At 61.8% G+C, this 14,694-nt stretch carries 14 protein-coding genes; 5 read left to right on the forward strand and 9 right to left on the reverse strand.

Going from position 1 to position 14,694, the window contains the following annotated elements:
• Positions 1-38 precede the first annotated feature (38 nt).
• The gene (locus ACYCCG_RS01110; protein WP_209965320.1) at positions 39-530 is read right to left on the reverse strand and encodes a GNAT family N-acetyltransferase; all 492 of its coding nucleotides are present in this window, start codon (positions 528-530) and stop codon (positions 39-41) included.
• Positions 531-692: 162 nt separating this feature from the next.
• Here ACYCCG_RS01110 and ACYCCG_RS01115 point away from each other — a divergent pair, with 162 nt between their 5' ends.
• A complete protein-coding gene (locus ACYCCG_RS01115) occupies positions 693-1,283 on the forward strand; it encodes a biliverdin-producing heme oxygenase (protein WP_209965317.1) in 591 nt (196 codons plus the stop codon).
• A 199-nt stretch (positions 1,284-1,482) separates the two neighbouring features.
• Positions 1,483-1,857 (forward strand): hypothetical protein, encoded by a 375-nt coding sequence (locus tag ACYCCG_RS01120; protein ID WP_209965315.1) that lies wholly within the window; start codon positions 1,483-1,485, stop codon positions 1,855-1,857.
• Between the two features lie 29 nt (positions 1,858-1,886).
• On the opposite strand, the gene ACYCCG_RS01125 is transcribed toward ACYCCG_RS01120, so the two are convergent.
• The 5 genes from ACYCCG_RS01125 to ACYCCG_RS01145 all read right to left on the reverse strand — a co-directional run bounded on the left by ACYCCG_RS01125 (position 1,887) and on the right by ACYCCG_RS01145 (position 5,528).
• A complete protein-coding gene (locus ACYCCG_RS01125) occupies positions 1,887-2,042 on the reverse strand; it encodes a DUF2986 domain-containing protein (RefSeq protein WP_003250831.1) in 156 nt (51 codons plus the stop codon).
• Between the two features lie 81 nt (positions 2,043-2,123).
• Complete coding sequence (locus ACYCCG_RS01130; RefSeq protein ID WP_176684658.1) at positions 2,124-2,654, reverse strand: PqiC family protein; 531 nt, start codon at positions 2,652-2,654, stop codon at positions 2,124-2,126.
• Positions 2,655-2,665: 11 nt separating this feature from the next.
• Positions 2,666-4,306 carry a PqiB family protein gene (locus ACYCCG_RS01135; protein WP_176684659.1) on the reverse strand — a complete coding sequence of 547 codons (1,641 nt, stop codon included), beginning with the start codon at positions 4,304-4,306 and terminating at the stop codon, positions 2,666-2,668.
• Positions 4,306-4,935 carry a paraquat-inducible protein A gene (locus ACYCCG_RS01140; RefSeq protein WP_209965313.1) on the reverse strand — a complete coding sequence of 210 codons (630 nt, stop codon included), beginning with the start codon at positions 4,933-4,935 and terminating at the stop codon, positions 4,306-4,308. The genes ACYCCG_RS01135 and ACYCCG_RS01140 overlap by 1 nt, the downstream gene beginning before the upstream one ends.
• Positions 4,932-5,528, reverse strand: a complete 597-nt coding sequence (locus tag ACYCCG_RS01145; RefSeq protein WP_014860839.1) for a paraquat-inducible protein A — start codon at positions 5,526-5,528, stop codon at positions 4,932-4,934. Before ACYCCG_RS01145 ends, ACYCCG_RS01140 begins: the two co-directional genes overlap by 4 nt.
• A 150-nt stretch (positions 5,529-5,678) precedes the next feature.
• On the opposite strand from ACYCCG_RS01145, the gene ACYCCG_RS01150 reads away from it, so the two are divergent.
• Entirely contained in the window at positions 5,679-6,152 is a 474-nt protein-coding gene (locus tag ACYCCG_RS01150) for a hypothetical protein (protein WP_459669198.1), read from the forward strand.
• 45 nt (positions 6,153-6,197) lie between these two features.
• Here the strand turns inward: ACYCCG_RS01150 and ACYCCG_RS01155 are convergent, their stop codons facing one another.
• Positions 6,198-7,109, reverse strand: coding sequence for a LysR family transcriptional regulator (locus ACYCCG_RS01155; protein WP_176684662.1), 912 nt, complete (start codon positions 7,107-7,109; stop codon positions 6,198-6,200).
• A gap of 369 nt (positions 7,110-7,478) precedes the next feature.
• On the opposite strand from ACYCCG_RS01155, the gene ACYCCG_RS01160 reads away from it, so the two are divergent.
• On the forward strand, positions 7,479-8,048 hold the full coding sequence (locus ACYCCG_RS01160; RefSeq protein ID WP_176684663.1) for a hypothetical protein: 570 nt from the start codon (positions 7,479-7,481) through the stop codon (positions 8,046-8,048).
• Positions 8,049-8,199: 151 nt separating this feature from the next.
• On the opposite strand, the gene ACYCCG_RS01165 is transcribed toward ACYCCG_RS01160, so the two are convergent.
• A complete protein-coding gene (locus tag ACYCCG_RS01165) occupies positions 8,200-8,619 on the reverse strand; it encodes a VOC family protein (protein WP_176684664.1) in 420 nt (139 codons plus the stop codon).
• Between the two features lie 76 nt (positions 8,620-8,695).
• The gene (locus ACYCCG_RS01170) at positions 8,696-9,622 is read right to left on the reverse strand and encodes an alpha/beta fold hydrolase (RefSeq protein ID WP_176684665.1); all 927 of its coding nucleotides are present in this window, start codon (positions 9,620-9,622) and stop codon (positions 8,696-8,698) included.
• A 182-nt stretch (positions 9,623-9,804) separates the two neighbouring features.
• On the opposite strand from ACYCCG_RS01170, the gene ACYCCG_RS01175 reads away from it, so the two are divergent.
• Positions 9,805-14,694: an NEL-type E3 ubiquitin ligase domain-containing protein gene (locus ACYCCG_RS01175; protein WP_459669199.1), complete on the forward strand. Its 4,890-nt coding sequence runs from the start codon at positions 9,805-9,807 to the stop codon at positions 14,692-14,694.

Here is a 14,694-nt window from a genome sequence, read left to right on the forward strand (position 1 = left end):
GAAGCTGCGGGTAGCGCACACTACGATGTCATATCCACTCAAAGGGCCATGACCATCTCATGCCAGGCCATGCCGCCGTGGTCCGACGGCGACGGTTTCACGTATCGGTAGCCCAGCTTCTGGTACAGGGCCACATGCTGCTCCTTGCACATCAGGTGAATGGTCTGCTTGCCCGCCGCACGCATGCGTTCGATGAATTCGTTCATCAACACTTTGGCGTAGCCTTTGCCTTGGTGGGCCGGGTCTACAACCACCGACATGATCACCACGTTCGCTGCCGCCGGGTCATGGCCGACCAGCTCTTTGAAGGCCTCGTCGGCCATCACGACCTCGTGGGCGCAACCACTGTTGATGAAACCAACGATCTCGCCGTCACCTTCCAGCACCAGGAAGCCTTGTGGGTACTGCGTGATACGCGTGCGGATTTTCTCCAGCGTGGCTGCCTCATCCCCTTCATAGGCGCCAATTTCGATGGCGTAGCAACGCTCGGCATCTGCGGGGACGGGGGTGCGAAACTGGAGGGCGCTCATGGCAAGTATCCTAGGCAATGGTAAAGGCAGCCGCCATGATAAATGAGCATCGTCCTTGCGCTCCATCATTGCGAACTCGCTCAGGTTGGGCGTGTGATGCTTGCTGCTTGCCAAGGACGGCAAGCATCATGGGAGCCTTGCTCTATTGCCACGGATACGCCGATGAACGCTGTAACTTCCCCCTCCACCGAACAAAGCCGCTGCAAACGCCTGAAAGCGGCCAGCAGCAGGGATCATGACAGCGTTGATCAACTGGTGATGGCAGCGCGGCCTTTCGAGAACCGCGCGCGCTATGGACGCTTCCTGCAGGTGCAGCACCGCTTTCATGGCAGCCTGCTGGCGTTGTATCAGGATGAACAGCTCAACCAGCAACTGCCTGGGCTGGCGGCGCTGTCGCGTTTCGCGGCGGTAGAGGCCGACCTGATCGACCTGGGCCTGCCACTGCCAACGTCCCCCCAACCGGTCTGCGTCAGCTCGGCCCAGGCCCTGGGATGGCTGTATTGCAGTGAAGGTTCGAACCTGGGGGCGGCGTTTTTGTTCAGGCACACACAACGTCTTGGGCTGGATGGCGACAAGGGCGCCCGCCACCTGGCCCCCCATCCGGATGGCCGAGCGCTGCATTGGCGCGAGTTTGTTGCCAGGCTGGACAGCCTGGTGCTGGAGGAACAGGAAGAAGCAGAGGTGGTGGCAGGGGCGATTGCTGCGTTCGACAGTTATCGGGGGCATCTGCGTGAGGTATTTGCAGGCAGTTGACTGAGCGCAATGGCACCTGTTGCGGGTACTGCCCAGCACCAACCACCCCGGCAATGTTCTTCAAGTTGTTGCTGCAGCGAACTTTTTCTTTATTCCCTGTCTATGTGTGAGGCGCAGAAAGGTAGCGGAACGCGAGACAAGGTTCGCCCCACACCTGCTGGCCAGATGGCTCAATTGTTATCAGAGGTTGGCTACGCTCATGAAAATACGTGTCGCAAGGTTGGTGCTGCTCGGCCTGTTCTCGTTCGCGGCGGTGGGCACTGCATCGGCAACACAAATGAAAGCCGTCGAGGCCGTTGCACCGGTCGTTCAATCACCGTTGCAGCCAGCCGGCAACCCTTGGTCAAGGGTGGCCAGTGCGGCCGTTGAGCAGCCGGCCACGCTGCTGGCGCACGATGACAATCGCTGGCACCACCACCGAAGCGACTGGCGCCGCGAACAGTGGCGGCGTGAACAAGCCCGCCGGGACTGGGAGCGGCGGCGCGACTGGGAACGGCGCCGTGATTGGGAGCGCCGCCATGAGCGCGCCATGCGCCAGCGTCATCATGACGCGCATCATTATTACCGCCGTTGAAGCCCATGCGATCGGTTTTAGGGGCAGTGTCAGTCGGCCAGCTGGGGAGCCTCGCCCGCCGCCTCTGCCTCCATCTTCAAGCGGTCCGCCTTGCAGATGTACTTGGGCTTGCGTGGCGCCAGTTTGGCACTGGCCTTTTTGGCATGCGCCTGCAATAGCTGTTTGATCTTTTTACGACGGTTCATGGTCCACGGGGCCTGTCAGTACGGTTTCGCTAACGCCATCATACCCCGGCGGCCGGGAAATGCGGTGAATCATGCCAAGGTTCATGCAGGGCAGCGACCCTGCCGGGCACTCCCCCGCACCGCCTCGGCCAATGTGCGCAGGTTGGCCTGGTGCGCATTCACCAGGCTGGTGATGCTGTTGTCCGCGGCAGTCTGCACGGACGTACGGCAGGTCAGTTCGGCCTGCCCTTCCTGCTTGAGGCGCCACACGGCCTCCAACGAGGCGTAGCGCCCTGGCACCGTGTCGAAGCGTTGCACATCCACCCGCAGCGACGCCTTGCCGCCGCCCGCCGGGCCGCCCAACCGGTCCTGCAAGGCGCTGCGGAATTCATCCACCAGGTTGGCGCCCCACCACTCCGTTTCCAGAATGGCCAGGCCGCTCTGCCCTTGCCGCACGACCAACTGCGGGCGGTCGACCTGGGGCGGCATGGCCACCCTGACCACCTGGATGCGCTGGCCGCTGTCACGCACCGGTTCGCTCGGTACCAGCGTGTGGTAGTTGTTCGGCGTACTGCTGCAGCCCCCGAGCCACACCAGCAGGCTGGCCACACATACATTGCGCAGTCGTTGCATAGGTTGTCTCCTCAGGGTTCAAGGTCTGCGGCCCCGGCCGCTTTTGGCCGGCCACGAATCAGCGACTCGGGGTGGCGGCCAAGATAATCGGCAAGGTCGCGTAGCGAACGCGACATCCGCTCCAGCTCGTCCAGTGCTTCGCCCATTCGCTGGCGCTGCGGCGAGTCTTCGGAAATGGCCGAGTTGGCCGTACGCAGGGTCTTGTGCACCTCGTCCAGCGCCACGTTCACGTCCGGCAGTGTCTGGCCATTGAACTGCCTGAGGCTGGCGCGCAGCTCACGCAGGCTGCCGTCCAGGTTACCAGCGATGCTTTCCAGCGGCAGCTTGGCAATGCGCTCCACTACCCGCTGCAACTGTTCCTGCAACTGCTCAAGGCTGCCGGGCAACGTCGGGATCATGATGGGGTTGGCAGCCATGTCGAAGGTCACCTTGGGGGCATCCGGGTAAAAGTCCAGCGAAATGAACATCTGCCCGGTGATCAGGTTGCCGCTACGTGCCTGGGCCCGCAGCCCATGCTCGACAAAGGAGCCAATCAGTTTCCGCGCACCTTCCATATCGCCCTCGGTGTGCTTGAACACCGCCAGCATCTTGCGGTGCACCGGCCCTAGCCGCTGCGGGTAGATCACCGCATCGACCACGACCGGGAAGCTCTGCCGTGTAGCATCGTAATCGAGCTGGATCGAGGTGACCCGGCCAAACTCCACCCCCTTGAACTCCACTGGCGCGCCCACCGACAGGCCGCGCATGGCTTGGTCGAAGCGCAACTGCAGGTACTGCGCCTGGCCATGCGGAGGCGACAGCGCCCTATCGCGGTCGGCGAATAGCTGGAAGCGGGCCTGGTCGGCAGCAGGCTCGGCTTGCGCGGCGAAATCGGGCGAGCCAAAGGCCAGCCCGCCCACCAGAATCGACGACAGCGATTCGGTATCGACCTTCAGGCCATTGGCACCGATCTGCATGTCGATGCCACTGGCATTCCAGAAACGCGTGTCAGCAGTGACGAACGTGTCGTAGGGCGCCTGCACGAACACGCCAATCTCTACCCCCTTGCCATCGTCCTGGAGGGCAAAGGACACCACCTCGCCCACCGGGATCTTGCGGTAGTAGATCGAAGAGCCGATATCCAGCGAGCCCAGGTCGCTGGCAACCAGAACAAAACGCTTACCCTTTTCGTCATAGGTGATCGGCGGTGGCAGTTCCAATCCGACAAAGGACTTTTCCGGCACGTTCGATTCACCGGAGTCGGCCCCGATGAAACTGCCCGATAGCAGCGTGTCCACCCCGGAAACCCCACCCACGCCGATACGCGGTCGCACCACCCAGAAGCGCGCGCCCCGGGTGGCAAACGATCGGGCATCGTTGGAGAGCTGCACCTTGGCCACCACGCTCTTCTTGTCGTCGGCCAAGTCCACCGTGGTCACTTCGCCAATCACCACGCTGCGGTATTTCACCTGGGTCTTGTGCGCCACCAACCCCTCCCCGCTGTGGAAAGAAATGGTAATCACCGGTCCTTGCTGCATCCAGTTGCGCACCACCAGCGAAGCGCCGATCAGGATTGCCAGGATCGGCACGATCCATACCAGCGACACACTCCAACGCCGGGTGCGCACTTCAACCTGCCCCGCGCCCTCGCGCTTGTCAGTCTGCTGCCCCATCAATGCGGCCTTCCCTCGTTGGCATGGTTATCCCAGATCAGGCGTGGATCAAAACTCATCGCAGAGAACATGGTCAGCACTACCACCATGCCAAAAAACAGAATGCCCACGCGAGGCTCGATGGTGCCCAGCCCGTGCAGTTGCACCAGTGCAGCCACCAGCGCCACTACCATCACATCGAGCATGGACCAATAACCGATCAGCTCGACGAAGCGGTACAACTGCGAACGCTGCCGGCAGGCCCAGGAAGAACCACGCTGGGCAGTGAACAGCAGCAGGCCAAGGGACAAGAACTTGATGGCGGGCACACCCACGCTGGCAATGAAGATGATCAGCGCAATGTCCCAGGCCCCGGCTTCCCAGAACTCCAGCACGCCACCGCCGATGGTGCTGTCTGTACCGCTGCCGAGCATTTCGGTGTGCATCACCGGCAGCAGGTTGGCGGGGATGTAGAAAATCAGTGCTGCCAGCAGAAAAGCCCAGCCACGGCTGATGGCATTGGCCTTGCGCCGGTGAATGACAGCGCCGCAACGGTTGCAGGTGTGCGCGCCACTGCTTGTGTCGCATGCCTGGCCACAGCCATGGCACAGACACAAGCCAAGGTCGTGCGCATTGGCCGGAGTAGTCATACCTGTTCCCACAAGTCGCGGATGTCCTTGCCGGCAATGTGGATGATCAACATGCTCAGTGCGGCCAAGGCCAGCAGGCCGATACCGGGGATCACATCGAGCAGCCCCGCCAGCTTGATCACCGCCACCATCGCTCCCAGCAGACACACCTCCAGCATGCTCCAGGGCCTCAGGCTTTCCAGGCCACGCATGCACAGGGCAAAGCCGGGCGCACGCTGGCCGGCAAGAGCAAAACTCAACACCCAGCACAACAGGGCAATTTGCAGCAGCGGCGCAAAAATGATCGACAGCGCCATCACCAAGGCGATGAAGGTGATACTGCCGTGACTGAGGATCTGCACGGCGTCCCACAATGTGGCCGAGTGGGTCAGCCCCTGCATGCCGATGGTCATCACCGGGTAATAGTTGGCGAACACCAGCAGGACACCGCCCGTCACACTCAATGCCAGCCGCTGCTCGATGGTCAGTGACCTGTGCCGGTACAGCACACCGCCACAGCGCTGGCAAAGGGCACGTTGATGTTTGAGCAGCGGTGCACGGTGGTACACCGTGTCGCAATACTCGCAGATGATCAGATCTTGCGTCTGGCTCATGGTTTGCCCACAGGTAGCCTTGGATCAGGCCAAGAGGCTAATCGGAACGGCGTCTGATATCCGGTGTAGACCATCTGGGCAAAACTTCCATCACAGCGTCAAAGGCGAACTATCCTGTGAGGCGGGCTTTCCGCCCGGTGGAGGTGTGCCATGCGTACGTTCACGTGGAGTTACCTGGTGGTGTTACTGTGCGCAGCATCGACCGCCCAGGCACAGTCGGTGGTGCCGCTCAAGGGCCAGAGCAGCCAGCAGATGCAACTGGATATCAACGATTGCAATACCGTCGCCACCAATGCCGCAAATGGCGTGGCGACGTCCAGCGACCCACATGTCGGTGGCCGCGTTCGCGGTGCGGCTGTGGGTGCCGCCGCCGGTTCTGCAGGCGCGCAAGTGCGCGGCAACCAGCATGACGAGGTGTATGACCGGGTGGGTGACGATGCCAAGCAGCAATACCGGCAGAACCGTGCCGGCGAAGTGGCCGCCGCCGGGGCCGCGGTCGGTGGCATGCGCCAACGTCAGGAGCGGCGCCAGGACCGGAGGGGCCAGGACGAGGCAAAAACCCAGGCCCATGCCAGTGCCTACAGCGGTTGCCTGCAGGGGCGCGGCTATCAGGTCAACCCCTGAGCAATCGCCACGCCATGCCGCTCCTGCCGGGGTGGCATGGCGTGCTCAGTTCAGGAACTTGGCCAGCTCTTCCCGGCAAAACTCCACGAACAACTGCGCCGGCTTGGTCAGCTGGACTCGCTTCAACCGCGCCGCAGCCAGACCCGACAGCGCCACCGGCTCGGCAATGTCGAGCATCGCCAGACGCTGGCCGTCATAGGTGTATTCCGAGTGCGGGCGGGTAACCAGCAACGAAAAGCCAAAACCCTGACCGACCATACCGCGCACCATCTCGATCGACGGCGAACTGAAGACGATGTTCGGTGCCAGGCCCATCTCGTTGAACAAGCTGACGAAGTAGGTGCGGCTAGGGGCCACGTCCAGCAGGATCATCGGCTCCGGGCACAGGTCCCGCAGCGAGACCTGGGCCTGGCCGGCAAAGCGGTGGTTCTCTGGTAACAGCACATAGGGCTTCTGCGGCGGCATCAGCGGTTCGGCCTCGATGGTGCCGTCCAGGTCGTGGTCATAGAGAAACGCCAGGTCGAAGGTACCGGCGGTCAGGCCCTGGATCAGGTCCTGCTGTTCACCGTCGCGCAGGCGAATGTCCACACCCGGGTAGCGCTGGCGAAAGCCGGCGATCAGGCGCGGCAGGTAAAGTGGCGCCACGGTCTCGAAACAGCCAATGTCGATTTGCCCGGCGACGGTATCGTTGTCGGCCAGGGCGTTCTGTTCGAACTCATGGGCCATCTGCAGCAGCGACTTGGTCTTGGCATAGAAGCGTTTGCCGCTGGGCGTCAATGACACGCCTTGGGCGTGGTGGCGGATGAACAACTGCACACCGAAACTTTCCTCCAGGCTTTTGATGGCCGTAGAGATGGAGGGCTGGGCGATGTACAGCTGGCGTGACGCTTCGGCCACACTACCCGCTTCCACGGTGGTGACGAAGTACTTCAGTTGTCGCAAGGTATAGGCAGCCACAGGGTACCTCTCTGACGCTGGTCTGGGCAGGCTGGGTCATGCCTCACACTTTACCCTTGGCTATCGCTGAGCGGGCGCTGAGAGCCAAAGGATTTACCTATGCCTTGAACAGGTTTTTCTTAGGGGCTGCTGGTATCCGGTTAACGGGCCTCAGTGACAATGCAGCCACTGGTCAAAAATGCCCGAACGTCTTTACTGATAGTCATCGGCCTCAGGTAAACGGTGTGCGCTTACAAGATCGTGGTCACCAGTATCCTCGTCGACGATCAAGCCAAGGCTCTGGTGCTCTACCCTTGCGTACCTGATCCAGATTACCCAGAAGCTCTAGCCGGTTGCCCTTACCCCAATGCGCACCCACAAGGAAAACAGATGCGCCACGAATTCAGCGAAGTGCTCAACGACCTGGTCGACTACTTTCTGCTCGGCGATATCCAGTTGCTTGAGCGTTTCAAGCAAGACCATCAACTGCCCGACGACCTGGCGCACGCGTTCACTCACGGTGACAGCGGCGACCAAGCGGTGCGCGAAGGTATTGTGCTGCCGCTGGCCGGTGTCGACAACCTGCCCTACCGCATCCTGTTCACCCTCGACAACCACACACCGGCCCTGCGCGAGGCCGGCAGCCGCCTGAAGCACCGGCGCAATGGCTATGTGCTGCGGATCGAGCACGGTGCACTGATGCTGTACACCTGGCGCATCCTGCAGCACTTCACGCCCAAGACCCTGGGTGACCTGATGGGGCGTTACCAAGTGCCAGGACGGCCGATCATCGAGTTGGACAATGGCTGGTATGACGTGGAGGTGTTGGCGGGGGCACTGGTGCGCGATGGGTTGTACGAGCCGGCGTTCGAGTTCGTGTTGAAGAAGCGCTGGAGCCGGGGTGAGGCGACAGCTGTGGATACCGGGTATGCATTCGGGCTACGTGGCTACTTCGACTGATTGATCGCCTGTGCTGGCCTCTTCGCGGTTGCTTCACAGGCTTCGAAAGCTGTGTAGAAGCGGGTTCACCCGCGAAGAGGCCAGCACAGCCGAACTCGACCTTCAGGTGTGATTGATATCCCCGGTCGCTGCCACCATGGCAAACGCCACTTCACCCGCCAGGCACTACTGGCCCCTTCAACTCGACCTGATTACCATCCGGGTCGTAGCAGTACAGCGAAAGCCCCTCGCCTTCGGCACCATACCGCTTCTCTGCAGGCTCCACCTTTACCCCGGCGGCTTCCAGATAGGCCGTCAACGCGGCCTCGTCGAACGGCTCGATGCGCAGGCAGAAATGGTGCAGGTTGCGCCCTTCCACCCCCGGTGCAGCTCCGCCTGGCTGCCCCAGCGGGCCATCCAGGGTCACCAGGTCGATCATTGCCGTGCCCGTGGCCAGGTGCACCATGCCCAGATCCTCGCGCACGCGGCTGACCGTGCAGCCGAGCAGCTCGGTGTAAAAGGCAACACTGCGCGACAGGTCGCGGACCCGCAACACAAGGTGGTCGATGTGCTTGATGGTGAAAGGTCGCATGCCGGGACTCCTTGTGGCGTGTTTGCGAAAACGTTCGCCACCATAGCGCAGGTTCCCGCGGCGTGACCAGAATCAGCTACTCGTTCACCAAGCGTTGCAGTACGCCCCCTTCATGGCGCGTCAGGATTCGCAGCAGTTGGTCGACCAGCGCCCGGTCCGGCGCATCCAGATGGAAGTGGTGCCCGCCTGGATGCCAGGAGACTTTCGCCTGGCTGGGCAAGGCGGCCTGACGCCGGGTGAAAGCCTCGCCGGTGAATGCTCCCTGGCGGCCGAACAGCAGGTACAACGGGCAGCGGATCTGGCTGAGCAGGTCGCAGGCTTCGCGCTCGGTCAGTGGCATGGGCTCGGGCAACACCAGCCGCGGGTCGTGGCGCCAGCAATAGCCATCGCCCAGTTGAAGCAGGTCGCGCAGCGCCAGCAGCCGAGCGGCATCTTCCGACAGTTCGGTGTCCAGCCGCTCGCGGCGTTGCGCCAGGGCGGTGTCCAGGTCATCGAAGCGACCGACATCCGGCTCGGTAAAACCCGGCAACTGGCTGCGCTGTACCATACGCTTGAGCCGGTAGGCCCGCGCCAGGTGCTGCACGCGGTCATCCTCGGCAACCGTGAACGGTGCACCCATGCCGTCGAGGAAGGTCATGCTGGCAATGCCACTGGTCATGGCCGCCAGCAGCGACGCTATACCGGTACCCATGCCATGGGCCAGCACATGAAATTGCGCCAGGCCCAGGCTGTCGGTCACCGCCAGCATGTCTTCGGCATGCTCCCACAGGTAATAGCCACTGTCGTGGCGACGATGGCCAGAACGGCCATGGCCGATCAGGTCGGGGGCTACCACGAAGCAGCCGTCCAGCATCGGCGCCAGCCGCTCGAACGAGGCCGCGTTATCCAGCCAGCCATGCAAGGCCAATATGGGAATACCGTCTTCTTCCCCCCAGGTACGGACCGCTATTTCAATACCATCGAGGTCTAGCAGGTGGTCTTTCGGGCTGCACAGCGAACGCATTGCAATTCTCCTTGGCTGAGGCCTGCACCATGACCTGCCCCACCCTCTCGCAGATCCTCCCTCGCTGCCAGCCCCTCACCGACCCGCACATGCGCAGGACCGACCGCTGCCAAACAACTATCTACCGCACACCGACGCCTTGATCAGCGTGGACTGTCTCCCCCACAAAAGAGATGGTTACCATGACAACCCCGACACCCTTACATCAAAGCCAGATAACACGATCATTACCGAACTGGAGCAAGGCGCTCCATCCCAGGCATACGCGCAAAGTGGTGCAGGGCCTGCACAAGGAATTTCTGGATGACGATGGCACGCCTTACTCGTGGTATGCCACTGCAGATGAGCCAACGCGTGAGCAATTGCACAACGCGTTGCAAGCGCGCAACAAACGGCTGGCGCAAGTCAAACAGGCGCTGGGCGAGTTCAAGGACATCATTGCGTTCTGCAGCCCTCTGCTGACCGAGCGGTTGAAGGTGAATGTGCCTGTAGACAGGGCGCAGTATGTGTTCCAGCCCTTTGAGTCAGATGCCAACATCTGGGTCGGCGTTCCCGATGTGGAAACACCTTTGGTCCCTAACGTGGAAGCGGATGTGCTGGCTACTCGCCCGGCAGGCCAGCCGCAAACACGCAGCTTGCTGGAAGCTGCCCTGCACAACTTCGAGGGGCTGGACGAAGTCGGCCCCTACAGCAGGCTCACCAACGCCGCAGGCAGCGACACCCCCCTGGCAGGCCTGACGGTGGCGGACTTCGTCAGGCACTGTCGGGCGCTGGACCTTGGCAAACGCTATCAAGACCACCTGCTTGCAACCCATGAAGGCGCCAACCGCGCTGAAATCCAGCGCCTGTCGATTGCTGCAAACCGTGAGGCCTTGAGGGTCCAGGCATTGATCGCCCAGCTCCAAGGCCTGCTGAGCAAGGCCGGGCTCGATGCGCTTGCGCAACTGTGCGACGGCAAGCCTCAGCCCACCTATGAAAACGAGGCGTTGCAGTGCTGGAACTTCAACCTGTTCGATATCCCCGTCCACGAAGTACTGTTCATCGGGCCAGACAACCCTTATCGCAAGAACCCCTGCATCGTGTATATCCCTGGCGACAGCGAGCACCCGGTAAGGGAGTTCGCTTCTCGTCAGGAAGCGGGCAAGCACCTGCGCAGTCGACTATTGCAAAGCGAGTTTCGTCGAGCCTTGGTGCATTTCGCCTACAAGGACAGGCAAAGAGAACTCGCCGGAAAGCTGGAAATCGCGCTGTTCGAAGAGGATGAAGCGGGCATACGCAAACCCCGAATCATGCCAGTGATCCCTTTCACGCTCTCGCCAATCAGAACCGACCCTTGGACGACCTTGTACAACGCACACCTTGCGCGCATGAAGGCCGACGCAAAAACCATTGCTGTGCCTACCGCCGAAGTCGACGCCAACGCCCGCCACGAGCGTCTGAAGTACTGGTTCGACCTGGGGATGAACGTGCTGAATGTCGCCGCGTTCTTCGTGCCGGGGCTGAACACTGTCATGCTAGGCGTTTTTGCTTACGACCTGATGAGCTCTGTTTTCACCGGGTTCGAGGCCTGGGAAGAAGGTGATACCCGGCAGGCACTGGCACAGCTGGAATCGTTGGCCATCAACGCGGGGGTAATTGCCGGCTTTGCAGCAGGCGCCAGGGTTGTCCAGGCCTCTGGCTTTGTAGATGCTTTGAAGAGTGTGTGGCATGAAGACAAGGAAGTGCTCTGGCACCCCGACATGAAACCCTATGCGAGCACGGTGGCTATTCCTGAGGGGGCTCAACCCGATTTGCTCGGCCATATGCACGTCGACGGGAAGACCTACCTGAAGCTGGATGGAACCCTGTACGAGGTGTTTCAGGACGCTGATCAGCAGTGGCGCGTGCGCCACCCCGAGGATGCGCAGGCCTATGCCCCGCGCTTGCTGCATCACGGTGATGCCCGCTGGCAACTGGCCCATGAACAGCCTCTGGAATGGGACCGCGTACAGCTCGCGCGCCGCCTCGGCAGCCATGGCGCAGGCCTGGACGACAGCGAACTGGACCATGCCATGCGCAGTACCGGTACCGATCCAGACGTACTGCGCCGCGCCCAGGCAGCGGGCCTGCGTCCACCCGCCTTGTTGCTCGAAACGCTGCAGCGGTTGCAACTGGACAATCAGACACAACAGATCATCAACTGTGTACGCCATGGGTTGCCGCTGGCTGCGTACAAGAACTTTGCGTTGCCTGAGTTGCTGCGCCTACCGGGGTGGCCCGAGGGGAAGGTGCTGAAGGTTTACCAAGGGCCAGAGCCCTGGGGCGAATCGGTGCGCTACGGCCCTCCTGACACGCTGGGCCAGGTGGAAATCGAAGTTACCCGTACCGATCTGGACAATGGTCAGTTGAGCCAGACCGTGCTGGATCAAATGGATGAAGAAGCCATTGAGCAATTGCTCGGTGACACACCGACCGAGCGCCGAGCGTCCGCACTGAACAACAAGCTCGCGCAACATCTGGAACAGCATCGCGAGGCGCTGTTCGAGAGCCTGCACCAAAGACGCCGTCCCACACGCCCGCCAATCGCACAAACCCTCGCCCGGCAGTTTCCCGGGTTGCCGGACAGCGCGCTTGAAGAATTGCTTGCCAACATCAGCAACGGCGAACGGGAACGCCTGACAAACGGGCGGGTACCGCTTCGCATTGCCGAGGAAGCACGCCTTCTGCAAGCTCGAGCACGGCTTGACCGCGCCCTCCTCGGCCTGTTCAGGCCCAGCCTGGCCAACGACGACAGTCTACGCATCAAACAGGCGCTGCAAGCCGCGCACCCGCAGGCTGACCCGGCCCGGTTGCTGCAACTCGCCCTTGGAGATCGCCAGCACTGTGCCTCACTGCTTGGCCAACAGCCCATCAACCCCAGGTTCCGCTCCCCTTTGCGATTGGCCAACGGCCAGCTGGGCTATCCCCTTAGCGGCCGTGACTTGCAAGGACGAGCCTTGCCAGCTGCACGTCGACTGCGGGCGCTCTACCCCGAACTCAGCAGCGAGCAAATCAGCGGGCTACAAGCCGAACTGACTCAAGGAGGCGACTTGGGTAGCGCCATCAACCAGCTCGAAGTCGAGCAGCGTACCCTCAACCGAGATCTCAACCGCTGGGTAAGCACCGCCCGCACCCTTGAAGAGCGCTTTGACCGCCAGCAATGCACCGAGCGACTGATGAGTGCTTCGCGCCGTGAAGGCGGCGTGCAAGCCGAAACACTGGTACTGGACCGTATGCAACTCGAAGCGCTACCCGCTTTCACTGCACGCATGCCGCATATCCGTAATCTCAGGCTCGAGGGGCTGCAGATGCGGCACCTGGAGGGCAGCTTCCTGACAAACTTCCCTAACCTGGAAACCCTGGAAATCGTCGGCAACCCGGACATCGATGCCGAAACATTGTTCGAGGCGCTCAGGTCTGCACCGCGGCTACGCGAACTGGGCCTGACAGACAATGGCTTGACCACCCTTTCACCCACCGCCCAACAGGCCATCGGGGCAATGCCCGGCCTGCGGCTACTGTGGCTCAGCCGTAACCGGCTGCAACTCGATACCACCAGTTTGGGCTTCTTGACGCGCTTGCCCCTGGATGCCCTCGGCCTGGGCCACAATCAAATCACCCTCGACGAAAGCCTTGCCGCCCAGTTTCAGGACATGATCCACCCCACAGTACTGCACCTGTCAGGTAACCCACTGCAACGGGCGCCCGACCTGCGCTTCATGGCCCGTCTTGTCCACCTGGAGCTTGAGCGTTGCGAACTGCAGCAGTGGCCCGACAGCCTGACAGTCCTGATGAGCCAGCCCCAGTACCAACTGCGCTATCTGAACCTTTCGTCCAACCGCATTCGTACCCTGCCAGACCTGCCTGGCGTGCTGCGTACCCCGTTTGCCCGCGATGTCGCCGCGCACTTGCCGGAGCGCCGCTGGCTGTTCAACTACAACACCCTGGAAGCCCAGACACGTGCACGCTTGGGCAGTAGCGGCGTCAACGTATTCGAGCACGCAGAAGACGTGCCACTGTGGCAAGGCATTTTCCGTGGCGAGGCGAGCAGTGCCGAGGAGCAACTGTGGAGCGACCTGTTCGACCAAGGTGAAAACGCAGCGCTGCTGGGCGTACTCGAACGTCTTGCCCAGTCAGCAGAAGCGCAGCGTGATGGCGAGGCCCTGAGGGCACGCGTCTGGAAGCTGCTGGATGACGCGGCCCACGACACCGCGCTGCGTGAGCGCCTCGCCATCGTGGCCGGCGAATTCCCGCCAACCTGTGGCGACGCAGGTGCCGACGCGTTCAGTGCCTTGGAGTTAGAAGCGCTTGCCCATGAAGCGGCAGCCGTCGCCGGTAGTCGACCGGCTGATCTACTGAGCCTGTATGGCAAGCTGTATCGACGCAGTCAGGTCAATCAACTGGCCGACCGCATCAGTTGGAGAAGGTCCTTGCGCAAACAGGCGCTGCTCGATGGGGTCTTCGATGAAAACCTCCCCCCCTATGATGAGCTCGACGACCCCTCAGCCTTTCCAGACAGCGAACTTCAAACGGGGCTGGTGGACGATGTCGAGGTACGCTTGGCCCTGCGCCAGTCCTTGGCCAGCGCGCTGGACTACCCTGAGCCGAGCCGAGGCATGCTGTACCGCCATACGGCCAGAATCAACGATACAGTCATCGAAAGGGTGCAAGCTGCGGTCCTTTCCCTGGACAGGGATGCCACCGCCCGGGAGCAATGGCTGAACCAGCAGCCGGGCTGGGTCGAGTACTTGAAACGAGAGCATGCGGCACAGTTCAGCCTGATCACCGACTTTTGGCGGCCAGGCCTTGATTATCTCTATTACTGCCTGGATGAAACCGCCGACCCGGTAACGTCCCTGGACAGCTCGGTGCTCCGAGCCTTGGCCAGGGTGATGCCTGAAAGCCCCGTGGATGCTCAAGGCGTTCTGCGTCGCGTCGTAATCAACGAGCAGCAGTATCGCCAGGGCGTGGACGCGCTGACTGCCGAGCAGCAGCAGGTTGAAACCGGTCTGCTGACCAGTCTCACCCGTCAGACGCAAACAATCGGCCGCTAA

The sequence above is a fragment of the Pseudomonas sp. VEM90 genome, assembly GCF_054611535.1.

Bases quoted from the DNA above. Each gene is read 5' to 3' on its own strand.
- ACYCCG_RS01110 (WP_209965320.1), bottom strand. From the start codon at position 530: ATGAGCGCCCTCCAGTTTCGCACCCCCGTCCCCGCAGATGCCGAGCGT.
- ACYCCG_RS01115 (WP_209965317.1), top strand. From the start codon at position 693: ATGAACGCTGTAACTTCCCCCTCCACCGAACAAAGCCGCTGCAAACGC.
- ACYCCG_RS01120 (WP_209965315.1), top strand. From the start codon at position 1,483: ATGAAAATACGTGTCGCAAGGTTGGTGCTGCTCGGCCTGTTCTCGTTC.
- ACYCCG_RS01125 (WP_003250831.1), bottom strand. From the start codon at position 2,042: ATGAACCGTCGTAAAAAGATCAAACAGCTATTGCAGGCGCATGCCAAA.
- ACYCCG_RS01130 (WP_176684658.1), bottom strand. From the start codon at position 2,654: ATGCAACGACTGCGCAATGTATGTGTGGCCAGCCTGCTGGTGTGGCTC.
- ACYCCG_RS01135 (WP_176684659.1), bottom strand. From the start codon at position 4,306: ATGGGGCAGCAGACTGACAAGCGCGAGGGCGCGGGGCAGGTTGAAGTG.
- ACYCCG_RS01140 (WP_209965313.1), bottom strand. From the start codon at position 4,935: ATGACTACTCCGGCCAATGCGCACGACCTTGGCTTGTGTCTGTGCCAT.
- ACYCCG_RS01145 (WP_014860839.1), bottom strand. From the start codon at position 5,528: ATGAGCCAGACGCAAGATCTGATCATCTGCGAGTATTGCGACACGGTG.
- ACYCCG_RS01150 (WP_459669198.1), top strand. From the start codon at position 5,679: ATGCGTACGTTCACGTGGAGTTACCTGGTGGTGTTACTGTGCGCAGCA.
- ACYCCG_RS01160 (WP_176684663.1), top strand. From the start codon at position 7,479: ATGCGCCACGAATTCAGCGAAGTGCTCAACGACCTGGTCGACTACTTT.
- ACYCCG_RS01165 (WP_176684664.1), bottom strand. From the start codon at position 8,619: ATGCGACCTTTCACCATCAAGCACATCGACCACCTTGTGTTGCGGGTC.
- ACYCCG_RS01170 (WP_176684665.1), bottom strand. From the start codon at position 9,622: ATGCGTTCGCTGTGCAGCCCGAAAGACCACCTGCTAGACCTCGATGGT.
- ACYCCG_RS01175 (WP_459669199.1), top strand. From the start codon at position 9,805: ATGACAACCCCGACACCCTTACATCAAAGCCAGATAACACGATCATTA.